The organism is Microcoleus sp. D3_18a_C4, assembly GCF_036702415.1.
Lineage (GTDB): Bacteria > Cyanobacteriota > Cyanobacteriia > Cyanobacteriales > Microcoleaceae > Microcoleus.
On the sequence record NZ_JAUBTI010000017.1, the window covers coordinates 40,699 to 56,606 of the forward strand.

The window sequence follows — 15,908 nt, forward strand, 5'->3', positions numbered from 1 at the left end:
GAGGATTGTAGGGGCTGGTTTCACCAACAATAATTGCCTAAAACCCATAATTTCATAAACCCGCCCCCACCCAAGGCTAAACCGCCATCTACCTCGCTGCGATCGAGGATTGTAGGGGCGGGTTTCACCAACAATAATTGCCTACAACCAATAATCTCATAAACCCGCCCCCACCCAACGGTAAACCGGCATCTACCTCGCTGCGATCGAGGATTGTAGATACTGTCTTGACCTGTCAAGGGGTCGCGAGTAAATAATTGGGGTCGAAAGGCTTTTGGGACTTTAAAATCCCAAAAGCCAAATGCACCAACTTCCGCATCAAAGCACCAATTACCTGCATCTTGACCTTTCCACGACCCAATAATCGCTCACTCATAGCTTTGAGTAACGGATTGTGACGCATCGCTACTACCGCTGGCATATACAATGCTTTTCGCATTCGGACGTTTCCGGTACAAGACAAACGAGTTTTGCCCTTAACCGAAGTCCCCGAACTCCGTTCGCTCGGTGTTAAACCAGCATAGGCTGCTAATTGACGAGCATTGTCGTAATCAGAAACATCACCAATTTCAGCTAATAATATAGAAGCTGTTAAATCGCCAATGCCCGGAATTGAGGTCAACAGTTCGCGCTGTTGTTTTAAGTGTGGGTGTTGGTTAAAATGGTCACTAATCAGTTTTTTGATTAGTTGTTGTTGCTGTTTGAGATAGTCCAAATGTTCCTGGGTAAGGGCAGCAACTGTTGGCGTAGCTGTCTCCAAACGGTTTTGTTCGCTCGTCATCATTTCTGTGACTGATTCGAGTCGCCGTAACAATGCTTGTAATTCCTTAACTTCGGGTGCGGTAGGTGTCCATAATGATGGTTTCATTGCCGCACAAAAACGGGCAATCAATGCTGCATCTACGGAGTCTGTTTTAGTTCTCAGAAGTTCGCTTTTGGCAAACCCTTTAATACGAGCCGGATTGACAATACTTACCTGAAAGCCAACCCCATAAAGGAATTCGGCTAAGGCTTCGCCGTAAATGCTAGTGGCTTCCATGCAAGCATGGAGTTCGACTACACTTTGTTGTTTGAGCCAGTTATGTAAACTCTCAAAACCTTGAGTATTGTTCGTAAACTTTTTGGGTTTAGTTGCACGAATTTCGGTCAGTAATGAGACATAAAAGTCTTTTTTACTGATGTCTATGCCTAAGACTGTTGGTGCCATTATTTGCTCCCGATGTACTCCGATTTATGAAAGAACGTGACAGGCAATAATTAACTAACCTTGTGAATGCAGGCTTTCCCGACAATGCCGAGAGCCTAAGATACTGTCCAGCTTGGTGCGCCTGTCATCAGTAATGGGAGCTTATCTACACAACAGACTTGTTTAGTCTAAGGGGCGGGCCAACTTCACCGATTTCTGATGTCCTTGAACAACACTTTCTGCTGTTACAGAACCCTTTGTATGAAACTTTCCTAGTTTCTTTAGATTCACTTTGCTAGCCATCGCCCACTTATCGGTACGATCACCTGAGTGTCGGTTCGATCGCCTGAGTGTCGGTTCGATCGCCTGAGTGTCGGTTCGATCGCCTGACTATCGGTATGATCGCCTGAGTGTCGGTTCGATCGCCTGAGTGTCGGTTTGATCGACTGATTGTCGGTTTGATCGACTGATTGTCGGCTCAATCGCCTGATTGTCGGTATGATCGAATCAATGACGTGGCGATCGGCTAGCTCACTCTTTTAAGATACAAGGGGCGGGTTTCACCAACAATAATTGCCTACAACCAATAATCTCATAAACCCGCCCCCACCCAACGCTAAATCGCCATCTACCTCGCTGCGATCGAGGATTGTAGGGGCGGGTTTCACCAACAATAATTGCCTACAACCAATAATCTCATAAACCCGCCCCCACCCAACGGTAAACCGCCATCTACCTCTTGCAAAATACAAGGAGCGGGTTTAGCTACGATCTATATTGTTATTGATATCTTGCGCCCTTCTTAGGAACGAACGGGCCACAGAGCCCGTTCCACAATACATCAATTTTCTTGTGGGTGGGCCCCAGATCCCGCCCCTGAAAGACTTTCAGAACTGGGGAAAAACTTTTGAGTAATCCAAGCAGTTACAATATGAGAAAGCAATCCCATCGGCCCAGCAAAAAAACACAAAGCCAAAGAATGAACCGTCCAAACTCCTGTCCGCTGTCCTTCCCAATAAATCCAGCGCCCGACAAACAAGTCCATCACTAAAAAATGTATCCATCCCGTAGCCGCCGCCGTTTCCTCCCCCAGAAACTTAGCAATATCTGCTAACTTGGGATTCGACAAAGCAGCCGCATTTTCCGCAGTCAGACTGCTACCAAACAAATATATGTACAAAACGGCGAGCACTGCAAACGGAATAAAGGAATTCATCACTTTTCGGGTAATTCCCCAGTTTGGTAATAAAATCATAATTGCCCAGAAAGGCACAACGAACAGATTACCGGCATTAAAAATTAGTTCTGGTGTCATAGTTGGCTCTTGGCTCCTGCGAAGGCAATGCAATTAAGGATGTTAAGATTACTTTACACAATTTTTGCTGAAATTTCTCAAAACCCGAAAAAAATCTCATTCACAAATGGAATAGAATTGCTATACTTATCTAAAATTTCAAATTTCGCATCTAAAATCGATTAAGGCAGCACAGCCCATGACCACATATAATAACTTTTCCGAGTGGTGCAAGCAGAAAGAAAATCTATCGAGCAGCGCCAAACATACCGCAGACATACTGTTGCAAATATCAGAGACTTCCGAGTGCGATCGAGCTAACGAACTGCTTTCTAATACAACAGAACTTAACCTCAAAAATCTTCAAATTACCGATATCAGCCCCCTCTCATCTTTCACTCAACTTACTAATCTCATCCTCGGCAGTAATCAAATATCTGACATCGCTCCCCTGCAATCTTTAACTAACCTGAAAACTCTGGTTATAGATGTCAATCAAATATCAGATATCCGTCCGCTTTCATCTCTAACAAATCTGAGTATACTCGTTCTCGATACCAATCAAATCTCAGACATCAGTCCCCTAGCAGGTCTAACTAATCTTACCGCACTTGTCTTGTTTGACAACAAAATTTCCGACATCACTCCGGTGAAAAATTTAACTAACTTAAATGCGCTGATTCTCTACAACAATCAAATTTCCGATCTCGCTCCTCTGGCAAATTTAACTGAACTCCAGACACTCTACCTTTACAATAATAAAATATCGGAGATCACCCCGCTGGCTTCCTTGAAAAATCTCAAAACGCTGTTTCTCTTCGGAAATGAAATATCTGACCTCACTCCGCTGGAATCTCTAACAAACTTAAATAAATTGGTTTTATTCCAAAATAAAATATCAGATATTACTCCTTTGACATCGCTCACTAATTTAATTGAACTCAACCTCGGTAACAATCAAATATCAGACATCAGTCCGCTGAAATCGTTAACTAATTTGACTGAACTTTATCTGTTCAACAATCCGATTTCGGATAGCAGCGCGCTGCAAGCTTTAAATAACTTATTTTTACTTGACTTGTACAACAATCAAATCTCTGATATCAGTTCCCTGCAATCTTTGCAAAAGTTAACTACACTCGACTTGCGCGGGAATCCCATTGTTAATAAAATTTGCCCTGTTAATCCTGAATCTATATGCCGGTTTTAATTCTTAAGGGCGAGATAGCGGTTTATAAGGAATACCCTGAAAACCCCGTGACTTCAGTCCGGGGATGAAAGGGCGTTGCAGGATTTATCCTGCCTGTTCTCTTTACCTCAGTCATGAACCCAAAATCCAATCTTTTTAATTCAAAAAACTTCCTTAAAAAGCTTTGGACAAAACGGGACAGTATGGTAAACTGAAACAGTCAGGGTTAAACTCCCTTGCCATCGTGAAACAGGACATGAGACACACTTTTAGGCATAAACTGGGGGACAAAGTGCGGCGAAAACACTATAAACAGTCGAAACCGAAAATGTAGGTTTCAATCCAGCAAATAAACTTTTTCACGCTCGAATTGTTAAGTAGGGTAGGGCATACCCAAACTCTAGGGAAATATCCTAGTACGCTTTTGGAGATAGACCCGCTGGGATGCTTCTGAATTAGGCTCGTCAATTGGTGGTATCCCCACGGTTGAAAGGTTTAAGTATTGCCGTAAGGACAGAAAATTTTAAGGTCAGTCGCTGAATTAAGAATCCCCTCGGCTTCAGCCAGGGGAGTGTCAAAGAGTATAATGTTTAAGGTCAATATCAGGAGAAAGTGATGAGCGGACACGATGCTTTGATGTTAGGATTGCTGCTGTTGCCAGGTTTGGCTTTGTCGATCGCAATTATGGGCGCTTTTGCCGCTGGTGGATAATCAGTTTTGGCAGCAGGCAGATTTTGTAAAAAGTAGTTTTTTCCTCGTTTTCCTCGTTCCCTGGCTCTGGCTGGGAACGCATTTCACTATTGCTCTGCCTCCTGTTTTTTTGCCAGCGAGGCAAAGCCTCTGGATCTCGGTTCCCCGCCAGAGGCAGGGAACCAGTTAATCCGTTACATCCGTTACATCCGTTACAGAATCCGTTGCCGAACTTCCTTCGCTTACAAAAATTGTGCTGTCACATCCGAATTTACCAAAGTATTCGCGCACAAAATACCCGATGCTGCGACGGCGGGGACGCCAATTCCCGGCATGGTGCTGTCTCCCACGCGATACAAGCCTTTGACTGGTGTTTGCGGCCCCGGAAATGTGCCTTTTCCGGCGGCAATTGCAGGCCCGTAAGTTCCTTGATATCGATGCAAAAATCGGGCGTGGGTTAGCGGTGTGCCGATCGACTCTAAGACTATTCGCGATCGCAAATCCGGTATAATTCTTTCTAAAGCTTGAAACAGAGATTGCGATCGCTCTTGCTTTTTCTGCTGATACAATTCGCCATATTCCCAACCTTCGTAAGGTTCCAATGTATAAGCGTGAACGGCGTGATGTCCGGGCGGCGCGAGAGTTGCATCCCACACTGTAGGAATCGAAATCATGCAAGTATTTCCGGGTACTGTAATGTCAATCTTGCTGTCGTGAACGACGACGTGGTGGCCGGTCAAACCTTCGAGTCCTTCGGCTTTAATTCCTAAATGCAGGTGCATGAAACTGTCTACTGCTGGCATCGACAAGGCGGTTTTTCGGTAGCTTTCCGGCAAATCTTCAGGGCGCAGTAATTTTGTATAAGTATCCCAGATTGTCGCATTTGAAATGACAATTGGGGCGCGGATAATTTCGCCATTTTTCAAGCGAACGCCGGTGGTTTTGCCGGATTCAACTAATATTTGCTCGACGGGAGTTCCCAGGCGCAACTTTCCTCCCCAGCGCTGCAAGCCTCTGACTAAAGCATCGACGATCGCACCGCTGCCACCTACAGGATATTCGATCGCACAGCGCGATCGTTCGCCAATCATAAAAGCTATTTCCGGCGCGACAGTTCCGTGCGCTTTCAAACCCGACAGCAAAAAGCACTCCAAATCTATCAAACGCCGCACCCAAGGATCGCGCACCTCCCGATCCATCAAGGAACCTGCAGAACCCGCGATCGCACCTACTAGCGGCAACAGCTTCACCAAAGCAGGCGAGTACCGAGACAGCAAAACAGGTATCAACTGCCAGTCGGATCTCAGCGCTAAAGCCGGAATTCCACGCAAAGCTTCATACAAAACTAATAAGTTTTGTTGAAATTGCTGTAATTCTACTGCACCTTGGGGTGCGAATTTAGCTACAGCATCTAAGTAACTTCTCGCATCAGCATAAATCGGTAAACTTCCCTCTGGAAAATGGTAATGCCCCAGCGGATCGTAGGAAATTGCTGCGATCGATTCCTCCAAAACATCAAAAACTTGCCGCAAAGGATTGAACGACCGGGGGTCAGTCAAACCGCAATAAAAAGAAGGCCCCGAATCAAAGTGAAATCCCCGGCGCGAAAAGCTGTGGGCTGCCCCGCCCGCTATTGTGTGGCTCTCGCAGACGAGCACCCGCTTGCCGTAACGAGCTAGCATCGAGCCGGCGACTAAGCCCCCAATACCGCTGCCAATTACGATCGCATCAAAGTCTTGCATTTATCAAATGTGGTATAATTGTATTATTTCTTGCTGAGTGTTGACAGGGTAGTTTTATGGGAGGAAAACTATGAAAGCTTTATCTATTTTAGATGAAGTTGTTCGCGAATTAGAACAAGACGTGAATCTTTCGCGCATTAAAAAAATAATATTTTTTGCTTGTAAAGATTTCTGGGAAAACGACCCCGCCCAACTCGCCAGCGCCGATGTACGAATTTTAATTGAAGAACTGTGCGCCAAATACAGCCGATTAGAAGATATTGAAGCTGTTTTAAATAGTATAGTCTCTAAGGTTAACAAAAAAACCGAGTATGCTTTAGTAGCAGACCTCATAGTCTGTCAACTTAGCAGGCTGTATGAATTTGAAGACTTCACCAAATTAGAAATAAACATATCTAGTTTTGGCGGTCAGGAAGCACCCGCATTTGAAGAGCACTTTAGTTCGGAAATACCCAGCAGCGAAGAAAGGGCAAGAAACCCCGGCCCTTTATTTGATGTCCGACAAAAAATATTGCAGCAAACAAATCCGCTGAGGGCGAAAATCCTAATTTTTTCTAGTCTTTATCACGAGTTCACTTTTAGCGATCGCGACTGGCTACTGCTGAAAACTCAAGAACTTGACAATCTACTGCGACAACTGTTTAATGTCTGTGGCAGCCTAGCCGAACTGGAATCTCAGTTGTACAGAACTGCTAGCAATCTCGACAACAGAGATGAAAACGACCAAGCTGCGAGCGTAATCATCAAAGCGATGAATCCTTGTTACGCCAAAATGCAACAGGAAGAACTCCATGAAGCCGAATCTTCGCCTAGTGAAGATTACGATCAGACACATTTAAACAACAGTGTTTATGAAGAGAGCGAGCTGGTGGAAAGGCGCACCGATTATTTTGATCCAGGCGAGATTACTCACATCCTTCAACCTGCTCCACCTCACTATCATTATGACCCCCAAAAGAGTTACTTAGTGCCGGACACGGCAGAAAATGTACCGTTTAAAGAACCCGAAAGCAGCAATAATTATGCTACCGAGTTCAGACAGGAAATGGTAGAAACATTCCCAGTTGCAGAAAGGTCGAGTATTATCGAAACTTTAGAACCGGCGGCTCCTGTTATTATAAATATTAGCGATTCCATCAAACGCAAGTTGGAATTGGAAGAAGAAATGACAGAATTAGTCAGTCAAAGTGCTAACTCCGCAACGGCGCAAATAGAAAATATATTCACCCAGTTAGAAGCTGCTTTGAACGGAAAGTTTTCTACGGGAAGTGCCGAGGAGCGTTTGTACTGGAAATATAAAAATCTCAGAGAGTATGTAGGAAAAGTTCAGAAGTTTGCCGATAAATTGCTGGAAATTTTGAGCGAATTGGAGTTAAAAGAAAGGGGGCAATCTCCTTCTGAAATCGCCGAAAACCGGGGGGACAATATTTCCGAAATCCCGCCGGACCACTCTAGCCATAAAGCAAATCAGTATCAGCTTCTGGAAATGGCAAAACAAGGCAAACCAAAGGCGATCGCCCAATTGATCAATCAATTGCTACAGCCTAAAGGAATTGCTGCTACAGTAGGATTTAAAGACGGTTGGCTCCATGTGATTCTGGAGTCTGCTGAAGTACCAAACCAACAGGCTACAGCTACATACATTCACAAAAAACTGTGTACTTTAAAATCAAAATATCTTACTCATGTGAAAATTCACGGGCGACAGTTAGGCAACAAAACAGTCTTGTGGACTCAAGAATTTGTCAATCCAACTCATTAAATGCCCCGACTCAAGTCTGGGGTGACACAAACTAAGTCCGCTTGCGTCAACTGAAATTCAAGAAATTTCATCAAATTTATCAGACTCTAGTCTGGCGCTACAAAAACTAAGTTCGCCTGCGCGAACAGAAATTTAAGCAGCCTAGAAATAGCAGATTGTACCTAATTACCAACAAAAAAAATATGAATGCCAGCGAAATTTTAAGGCGATATACATCAGGAGAACTAGATTTTCAAGGTATGAATCTCAGAGGGGTATACCTGAGCGGGGCCGATTTAATTGGCGTCAATTTAAGTAATGCTGACCTTTGGGGTGCAAACTTAGCGATGTCGTACCTGAGCAGAATTAACCTTCAGCGCGCAAATTTAACTAATGCAAAGCTGTGCGGTGCTAACTTAAATCAAGCAAACTTGAGCGGAGCAAATTTGTCGGATGCAGACTTCCACGGAGCTACTTTGCAAGGTGCAGACTTTCGCAAAGCCAACATCTCTTTGGCAGTTTTTATTGATGCAAATTTGAGCGATGCAGATATGCGAGGTGTGAATTTGCAAGGTGCAGATTTGCGCGGTGCGTGCTTGCGGGGTGCAAATTTGCGGAAGGAGGTGCGGATTTTTGAGGGTGCAAATTTGCGGGGTACAAATTTGCAAGGTGCAGATTTGCGGGGCGTCAATTTGCAAGGTGCAGATTTGACTAAAGCTAATCTCAGTCACGCGAATTTGACAGAAGCATCTCTGGGGGAAGCAAATCTGACTCAGGCGAATTTGAGCGAAGCTATTTTACATGGCATATTTTTGACTGAAGCAACTTTGGTAGAAACAAATTTTTCCTGGGCTGTAATGACAAATGCTAAGTTGGAAAGAGCTGTGTTAATTGATGCTGAATTTGCTGGCGCTAACTTGCGGGGTGCATTTCTTCCTGATGTTAAGTTGAGCAATGCTAATTTAGTTATGGCTGACTTGAGTCGAGCTAATTTGGTGAGGGCTGATTTGAGTCGAGCTAATTTGAATCAGGCAAATTTGAGTGAAGCTGATCTGACTGATGCTTACCTGGCTAGAACAGATTTTCGGGAGGCAATTTTGCACCGCACAAATTTGATTAGGGCCGATTTGAGCACTGCTAATTTAACGGGTGCTCAGTGGCGCGGTACAATTATGCCGAATGGAGAAATCCACGGATAATTACTTGTACTAGCAATTTAACGCTGTCGGCAAAATAGTTAATTTAATAGTTAAGGCAATTTTTTTCAATAAAAAAATATCAAGGCTGTGTTAAATCCCGGAAAACTTTTACAAGAACGTTATCAATTGCAACAGCGTTTAGGACGCACAGCGGCCGGTCATCAAACTTGGCTAGCAGTAGATTTAGAGTTTCAAGAACAGGTGACACTGAAAATGTTAGCTTTTAGCCCGGAAATGCAGTGGGAAGAACTGAAGCTTTTTGAAAGAGAAGCACAAGTTTTGCAGGCGCTAAATCATCCCCGCATTCCTTGCTATCGAGATTATTTTTCCCTGGAACGGGAAGCCGGAGCAGGATTGCCTTGGTTTGGATTAGTGCAAGATTATATTCCGGGATTTTCACTTCAGGAATTTTTAGAAAATGGTCAGCATTTTTCCGAAAAACAAGTACGAAAAATTGCCACTGAAGTGCTAGAAATTTTAATTTATTTGCATGAATTGAGTCCCCCGGTTTTGCACCGAGATATTAAGCCGAGTAATTTAATTTTGGGGGAATATCAGCAGGTTTATCTAGTAGATTTTGGTGCGGTACAAGCTCAAGCGGCGGTGACAGGCGTAACGTTTACAGTTGTAGGAACCAGTGGCTATGCACCCTTAGAACAGTTTTGGGGCCGGGCGGTGGCGGCTTCTGATTTGTATGCTTTGGGAGCTACTTTAATTCATTTGTTAACGGGCGCGACTCCTGCGGATTTACCACAGAAAGATTCTCGGATTCAGTTTAGCGATCGCGTGAGTGTCAATCCCAGTTTGGTAAGCTGGATTGAGAAGATGACGGAAATCGGGTTAGAAAAGCGTTTCAGCAAGGCTAGAGACGCTTTAGCAGCTTTGAAATCGGGAAACATACAAGGCGCTAATCTTCAAATAGCGACTGTTCGGAAAATTGCTAAACCGCTTCACAGTCACATTCAAGTTAGCAAATCAGCGACGGAGTTACACATTAAAATTCCGGCTGTCTTAGTCAGAAAGCCTTTATTATCTGCTTATCTAGGAACAGTAATGCTAATGACATTCATCCCGACAATTATTCCCTTTTTAACAGGAAAATTGAGCATAGGGGTAGTAATTTCGGTACTTATAATAGGTTTATTAGTTAAGGTTATTTTTGAGAGAAAGCAAGTTAAATTTAATCGCAAATTTTTTAAAATAACACATCAGGTATTGGGGTGTAAATACTTACAAGAAACAGGAGAAATATCAGAAATCTTGGGTGCTTTCATTCACAATAACTCTCTTTCGGGAAATCAAATCAAGATTCGTGCCGGTAACGATATGGGAACTTACTTTTATGTTTTAGCAACAAATTTGACAGAGGTTGAGGCGGCTTGGTTAGCGCAAGAAATTCAAGATTGGTTAAATTTAAGATAAATTTTTGTAGGGCGAAGCCTTGGGGATTAATTTTTTTTGTATAATAGACATCTCCCAACTAAAAATGGGTGACGCGCTCACTTATAGGGCAATACGCTTGGGTTAAAACTATTTATTGCTCGGAGATCCCCCTAAATCCCCCTGATTGTTGGGGGACGCAAGAGTAAGTTCTTGTCCCACCCCCTACTCCCCTTTTTAAGGGGGGCGCCAGGGTGATCGAGCTTAACTGAACCGTATTGACTTATAGGGTGTCTAAAATACAACTTTAAAAGAGTTATGCCAAGGCTTTCAAAAAAATACCCGAATTAAAGTCACTATATCTTATTACGCGATCGCCCAAAAAACATTAAATTTTAATTCAAATTTCTCCCTTCACAGGCAAAACGATCGCAAACTCAGTGCCAACTCCAAGCTCTCCCTTCACCTCGATGCTGCCGCCATGTTTCTCTACCGCAATCTGGTGGACAATTGTCAACCCCAATCCCGTTCCTTTGCCGACACCTTTCGTCGTGAACAAATGGTCGAATATCTGCTGTTTAATTTCCTCTTTGATTCCGGTGCCGTTATCAGCAATTTTAATTTTAATGTACCCTTCGCTGACTAGATCCGTGGAAATCGTGATGCGGTTGGGATTGGCGGTAATTTCGCTAAAAGTGCGTCCTATATTTGACTCTTCTAAGGCATCGATCGCATTGGCAAGCAGGTTCATGAAAACTTGATTCAATTGACCGGGAAAACATTCGATTTTAGGGAGATTGCCGTATTTAGTTATCACTTCTATTTGCGGGCGGTGTTCGTTTGCTTTGAGACGGTGTTTCAAAATTAAAATAGCGCTATCAATGCCTTCGTGAATATTAAAAGGAACTTTGTAGTCTTTGTCGCCTCGGGAGAAGGTACGCAAACTGTTGCTGATGCTGCAAATGCGATCGCACCCGAGTTGCATTGAATCAATCATCTTCGGTAAATCTTCCAAAAGATAATCGAGGTCTATCTCTTCGGCGTGGTCGGCTATTTCCGATTGCGAGGCACCGGAGCGATACAATTCTAAGTGTTCGATAACATCTTCCAAACTTCTTTTACCTTCGCTTAAATTGCCCGAAATAAACCCAATCGGATTGTTAATTTCGTGGGCGACTCCGGCGACTAAATTACCCAAAGCCGACATTTTCTCACTTTGCACGATTTGCAGTTGTGCTTGTTGTAAATTTTTTAGAGTTTGTTCGAGCTGTTGATTTTGCTCTTGCAAAAGTTCTGCGGCTCGCTTGCGCTCAGTGGCATCCACACCCAAACCAATAATCCCGATCGTCTCGCCCTGGGAATTTTTTAACTGCACTTTCGTGACTTCTAAATAGTGCAGTTTGCCGTCAACAAGTCTGAGAGTTTCGCTGGAGTAATGCGGCGAATCTTGGGCAAGGCAGGCCGCATCTGAAACCAGACAGCCCGCTGCATTCTCCCCCAGTAGATCTTTATAATGATCGACAGCTAGGAAATCGCTCAGGGGCACGCCCACATCTTCACAAAATGTCTTGTTGAAAAACTGTACTTTACCACTGGGATTAACCATCCAAATCCAAATCGGAGCGACATCAAGAATTGCTTGCAGCATTTGTTTCTGATCTGCAAGCTGAGATTCGGTTCGGCTAATTTTTACTAGCGATCGCTCTAATTGTTGGTTGTAATCCTGATATTTTTTATAAAGCAGAGCATTTTGCAAACATATGGCTGCCTGGGAAGACAGTAGATTGAGAAGTTGCAGGCGATCGCGGGTAAAAACTCTTGGGGTTAAGCGATTTTCCAGATACAAAATGCCGACTAAGTTGCCTCGATCGAGAATCGGCCAACACAACAGGCTCTGCGGTTGGTATTTGAGGATGTAGGAGTCGGAATCCCAATCACGTTGTTGAGCGAGATCCCGAACAATCACAGGTTTCAATAAATTTTTAACGCAGTCAACAATTGTGAGGGGCAAGATATCGCTGTTTTCATCGAGTTTTGCCGATGATAAGTCGATCGCCCACTCGACTCCCGAATTGTCTAGCGTGCTTGTAGCCGCGATTTCCCATTGATTGCCGTTTGGCAAAATCAGCGCCCCTTTGTTAGCTGCTGTATTTTTCATCGCCAGTTGCATCAGTTTGGCAATCAGTCGAGCGAGTTCTCTTTCACTAGAGAGCCCTTGACAAGCTTTTAGCAGTGTTGAAAAATTCCCGAAATCTGAGACGCTCGCCGAAACAGACGGAGGAATGGATGGATGAATGGATGGATGAAGCGATTGATTTTGCCCAGCAGGTGTGGGAAAATTTGCTAATGGATTTGCAGGGAGTTTTGCGGGTTCTAAAATCGGTTTTAATAATTGATGATAACGTTTTTCTAAGTCATCAATTTTGGCTCTATCTCCCCAGCGGACATAGCAATCATAGGCATCTATCATGTAGATTCTGGCAATTTTTTCTCTTCCCAACGACAGGTAAAACTTAGCAGCGAGTTCGCAGCCAAGAGCTTCTTCATTGACATATTCGTGAGCTTTAGCTCCGGTAATAGCTCGATCGTAAAGTTCCATTGCTTCTGCTGTCTGTCCCAAAACGCCGAGCAATTCTGCCTCAACCAGATCGAACTTGTGTTGGTAATTGATCGGCGTATGGTGGGCGAATTCTTTGAGTTTTTTCTGACTAGCCCCAACGCGATTAAGGATTTGTTGGCGCTCCGCCGGTGTGGCATCTGCATAGATTGCCAAATCTGCCAGCGCATCATAAAAGTCGTGCATCATCGTTAATAGCATCAAAACAGAATTCCCAAGATAAGGTTTGCCTCCATTTCCCCTGTCGATTTGCTACGGATTACGGCTCGAATATATCCCGAATCCGTAGCCTCTTTTTCCTAAAATTTATACACCTCCATCTGGAAGATAACAGCCAAGATTAATTGAAAGATTAAAAGGTTTAATGTATTTGTAAATAATCGGTCTGCGTTTCAGTTCGTCGAGAATGTCTGTTCGGTTGAGGACTATTTCTCCCGATGCAATTAACGATCGCTAATGCAACTTTTTGGGATTTGGGCAGCACCGCGTCCCGGAAATCCTCCGCCACAACGAGGTAGGTTGGAGAATTTTAGGGGCGGGTTGTCGGTCTTTCTCGCGCACGAACCGATCGATAGCCGATCGAGAATCTGTGTACGAGTGCGCGATCGGGCGATATCCCGGCATTAGCGCAGTCAAATCTACTGCATTTATTATTGCGTCCATATCGGCTGGCCTCAACCCAGACATTAACTTGACAAAACTTAGTGTATCTATCTTAGGGCATAAATACCATAATTTTCCACCGATCGATCCCAAATTCCAATTATCTGTTAATGAACAACATTTTATACTTGGGCGATCGGGATTAAAGCTTTTTACTTAGGTATAAGTTTCTGCTGTTAATCTCAAATGGGATTCAATAAACGCGAAATACCGTATAAACACCGCAGTATCCTGTCTTGAAAAATACAATGGGTAATTAATTGAATTTAATATAGCGCGATCGACCAAATTTCCGCGAAGCCGATCAAAAACTTACTACCTTAAAAAGTCCAAATATACTCTATAGAAATTATAAAAAATCCGTCGTAAAAGCAGTGGCATTCCAGTCCCCCGAATTTATCCGTGGGGTCAATGCTTCAATTCTTTAATCTAAAATCTAAAATCTAAAATCTAAAATCTAAAATCGATTGACCGAAAGCATCCAGGATACAAGCCCCCGGATTCACCCGTCCAGAAATAAAAAACCTGTATCCGATAAACTTGCCCCCTAATTTATCCGTGGGGTCAATGCTTCAATTCTTTAATCTAAAATCTAAAATCTAAAATCTAAAATCGATTGACTTTACCTACATTCCGACAGGGGTTAAAACCCCTGTCGGAATGTAGCTTCCCGAGAAGGAAACAGCGTTATTTGAGATTAGTCGTCTGTCGCTCTTTTTGCCGCTCGTTGAGGTCAGTCAATATCTAGATTCACTTTCTAGCAAATATTGTCTGAGGCATCTTGAGTATTCTATCTTGCATCTCGTGCTGCATCATTGATATTTTCTTGGCCGCCGCTGGTACCATATCTCAGAGACTCAGTACCCTCTGATACTCTTTCTTTGGCTCCCTGGGTGGCTTCTTTAACAATTTCTTTTGCTCCCTGCAAGCCTTCGCGGGTGTTTTCTTTAAGATTAGCAAAGCCTTGTTTGGTTTTGTCGCCAAAGTCATCAGCTTTGCGCTGGGCGGTGCGAGCATCTTCCTTCACCTTTTGGCCAATTTGGTCGAGTTTTTCAGGCGCGTCATCCGCTACCCGCCGCACATTTTCGCCTACATTGTTGCTAGATTTCGTCTCAATGCGTTGCTGCGCTTGATCTTTTAGAAGCTGAGCTTTTGCTTCTGTGGATGTCATCTTTTTGTTTCTAGGATCGACATCGGGGTAGTCGTTCATGCCACCCTTGAATTCGGACGTTACAGCCCCGGTCGGTACTTCTTCTCTAATTTTGTCGGCTGTTTTTCCTACCCTCGCATCAGCTTTTCCTGCCATCACATCCGTTTTTCCTGCCGCCACACCAGGGCCGCTGCAGGCCGTACTCACTAATACTAAAATGCCAGCCAGAAACACTGTTAAAATTTGTACAGCTCGAATTTTTTTCAGAAATGCAGTTAGTCTCTTCATAAAAATGCTCGGTAAGTGGGAAACAAGCGTGGCTTGAGCCCTGAGAGGGAAACGACGCGGCGGTTTCAACCGCTTTGAATCGCCTTTCGGGGTTGGAGAGGTATGGTTGCCCCTCTGATGGAGATATGGTTGTCTCCTTTCTCCCTTGCGGGGAAATGTTCGCCTCGACCTGGTTATAAAGGCTTGTTAGACCTGCAACACTGTTTCAGTGACTTTAAAACTGTTTAATTGCAGATGACAGAGCGGAAAACTGGCGGATCATTCGCCGGTGTCGTGACCTAAATAACGTCTCCGCCATGCGGGGGGTCTGGTCAGAACAGCTTGCAATTTCTTACAAGCTCAGTAGCACTTAGCCCTGAGTTCCTGACAAAAATGCTCCTTTCTATTGTGAGATGCTGAAATGCCTGGTGGTTCTGTAGATGGCTAGCCTTACCAAATTAGGCACTTAAACACTTTTTTTAGTATACGAATAGAAACAGGAGCTTTTCATCTATCTCAAGTTAGATTTCTCAAGTTATAGTAGAAGGAAGAAGGAACAATGAAGAAGGAAGAAATAAGAAGGAAGAAGGCTCTTCGGCTTGGCGAGCGGATAGAAATCACCAATCAGGAAGAAGGAATGGACAATCCTCAATCTTTTACCCATTATTAAAAGTCGCAGCACGCCGTGCCGGACACGGCAATGCCCTTTACCTACATGGCTGTTTGCTTCTCTGTGCGCGCACTACGTTGAGATGTTTTGCGTTTTTTTAAGTTCAAAAAAAACCTTCCG

The 15,908-nt window shown here is 43.9% G+C and carries 12 protein-coding genes; 4 read left to right on the forward strand and 8 right to left on the reverse strand.

Features of this window, described 5'->3' with window-relative positions; all coding sequences use genetic code 11:
- Positions 1-20 precede the first annotated feature (20 nt).
- From QUB16_RS11000 to QUB16_RS11015, 4 genes are all read right to left on the reverse strand, one after another.
- On the reverse strand, positions 21-239 hold the full coding sequence (locus tag QUB16_RS11000) for a hypothetical protein (protein WP_333315971.1): 219 nt from the start codon (positions 237-239) through the stop codon (positions 21-23).
- A complete protein-coding gene (locus QUB16_RS11005) occupies positions 236-1,207 on the reverse strand; it encodes an IS110 family transposase (RefSeq protein WP_333315972.1) in 972 nt (323 codons plus the stop codon). Before QUB16_RS11005 ends, QUB16_RS11000 begins: the two co-directional genes overlap by 4 nt.
- Before the next feature lie 266 nt (positions 1,208-1,473).
- Positions 1,474-1,668 (reverse strand): hypothetical protein, encoded by a 195-nt coding sequence (locus tag QUB16_RS11010; RefSeq protein WP_333315973.1) that lies wholly within the window; start codon positions 1,666-1,668, stop codon positions 1,474-1,476.
- 359 nt (positions 1,669-2,027) lie between these two features.
- The gene (locus tag QUB16_RS11015) at positions 2,028-2,501 is read right to left on the reverse strand and encodes an ABA4-like family protein (protein WP_333315974.1); all 474 of its coding nucleotides are present in this window, start codon (positions 2,499-2,501) and stop codon (positions 2,028-2,030) included.
- Positions 2,502-2,679: 178 nt separating this feature from the next.
- Here QUB16_RS11015 and QUB16_RS11020 point away from each other — a divergent pair, with 178 nt between their 5' ends.
- Positions 2,680-3,690 carry a leucine-rich repeat domain-containing protein gene (locus tag QUB16_RS11020; protein WP_333315975.1) on the forward strand — a complete coding sequence of 337 codons (1,011 nt, stop codon included), beginning with the start codon at positions 2,680-2,682 and terminating at the stop codon, positions 3,688-3,690.
- 911 nt (positions 3,691-4,601) lie between these two features.
- On the opposite strand, the gene QUB16_RS11025 is transcribed toward QUB16_RS11020, so the two are convergent.
- Positions 4,602-6,101 carry an NAD(P)/FAD-dependent oxidoreductase gene (locus QUB16_RS11025; protein WP_333315976.1) on the reverse strand — a complete coding sequence of 500 codons (1,500 nt, stop codon included), beginning with the start codon at positions 6,099-6,101 and terminating at the stop codon, positions 4,602-4,604.
- A gap of 70 nt (positions 6,102-6,171) precedes the next feature.
- On the opposite strand from QUB16_RS11025, the gene QUB16_RS11030 reads away from it, so the two are divergent.
- From QUB16_RS11030 to QUB16_RS11040, 3 genes are all read left to right on the forward strand, one after another.
- A complete protein-coding gene (locus QUB16_RS11030; RefSeq protein ID WP_333315977.1) occupies positions 6,172-7,863 on the forward strand; it encodes a hypothetical protein in 1,692 nt (563 codons plus the stop codon).
- A gap of 182 nt (positions 7,864-8,045) precedes the next feature.
- Positions 8,046-9,041, forward strand: a complete 996-nt coding sequence (locus QUB16_RS11035; RefSeq protein ID WP_333315978.1) for a pentapeptide repeat-containing protein — start codon at positions 8,046-8,048, stop codon at positions 9,039-9,041.
- Between the two features lie 87 nt (positions 9,042-9,128).
- The gene (locus tag QUB16_RS11040; protein WP_333315979.1) at positions 9,129-10,463 is read left to right on the forward strand and encodes a serine/threonine-protein kinase; all 1,335 of its coding nucleotides are present in this window, start codon (positions 9,129-9,131) and stop codon (positions 10,461-10,463) included.
- 358 nt (positions 10,464-10,821) lie between these two features.
- Here the strand turns inward: QUB16_RS11040 and QUB16_RS11045 are convergent, their stop codons facing one another.
- The 3 genes from QUB16_RS11045 to QUB16_RS11055 form a co-directional block, all read right to left on the reverse strand.
- On the reverse strand, positions 10,822-13,239 hold the full coding sequence (locus QUB16_RS11045) for an ATP-binding protein (protein WP_333315980.1): 2,418 nt from the start codon (positions 13,237-13,239) through the stop codon (positions 10,822-10,824).
- 252 nt (positions 13,240-13,491) lie between these two features.
- Complete coding sequence (locus QUB16_RS11050; RefSeq protein ID WP_333315981.1) at positions 13,492-13,701, reverse strand: hypothetical protein; 210 nt, start codon at positions 13,699-13,701, stop codon at positions 13,492-13,494.
- A 790-nt stretch (positions 13,702-14,491) separates the two neighbouring features.
- On the reverse strand, positions 14,492-15,139 hold the full coding sequence (locus QUB16_RS11055; RefSeq protein ID WP_333315982.1) for a DUF6658 family protein: 648 nt from the start codon (positions 15,137-15,139) through the stop codon (positions 14,492-14,494).
- Positions 15,140-15,908 lie beyond the last annotated feature (769 nt).

Bases quoted from the DNA above. Each gene is read 5' to 3' on its own strand.
- QUB16_RS11005 (WP_333315972.1), bottom strand. From the start codon at position 1,207: ATGGCACCAACAGTCTTAGGCATAGACATCAGTAAAAAAGACTTTTAT.
- QUB16_RS11015 (WP_333315974.1), bottom strand. From the start codon at position 2,501: ATGACACCAGAACTAATTTTTAATGCCGGTAATCTGTTCGTTGTGCCT.
- QUB16_RS11020 (WP_333315975.1), top strand. From the start codon at position 2,680: ATGACCACATATAATAACTTTTCCGAGTGGTGCAAGCAGAAAGAAAAT.
- QUB16_RS11025 (WP_333315976.1), bottom strand. From the start codon at position 6,101: ATGCAAGACTTTGATGCGATCGTAATTGGCAGCGGTATTGGGGGCTTA.
- QUB16_RS11030 (WP_333315977.1), top strand. From the start codon at position 6,172: ATGAAAGCTTTATCTATTTTAGATGAAGTTGTTCGCGAATTAGAACAA.
- QUB16_RS11035 (WP_333315978.1), top strand. From the start codon at position 8,046: ATGAATGCCAGCGAAATTTTAAGGCGATATACATCAGGAGAACTAGAT.
- QUB16_RS11045 (WP_333315980.1), bottom strand. From the start codon at position 13,239: ATGCTATTAACGATGATGCACGACTTTTATGATGCGCTGGCAGATTTG.
- QUB16_RS11050 (WP_333315981.1), bottom strand. From the start codon at position 13,701: ATGGACGCAATAATAAATGCAGTAGATTTGACTGCGCTAATGCCGGGA.
- QUB16_RS11055 (WP_333315982.1), bottom strand. From the start codon at position 15,139: ATGAAGAGACTAACTGCATTTCTGAAAAAAATTCGAGCTGTACAAATT.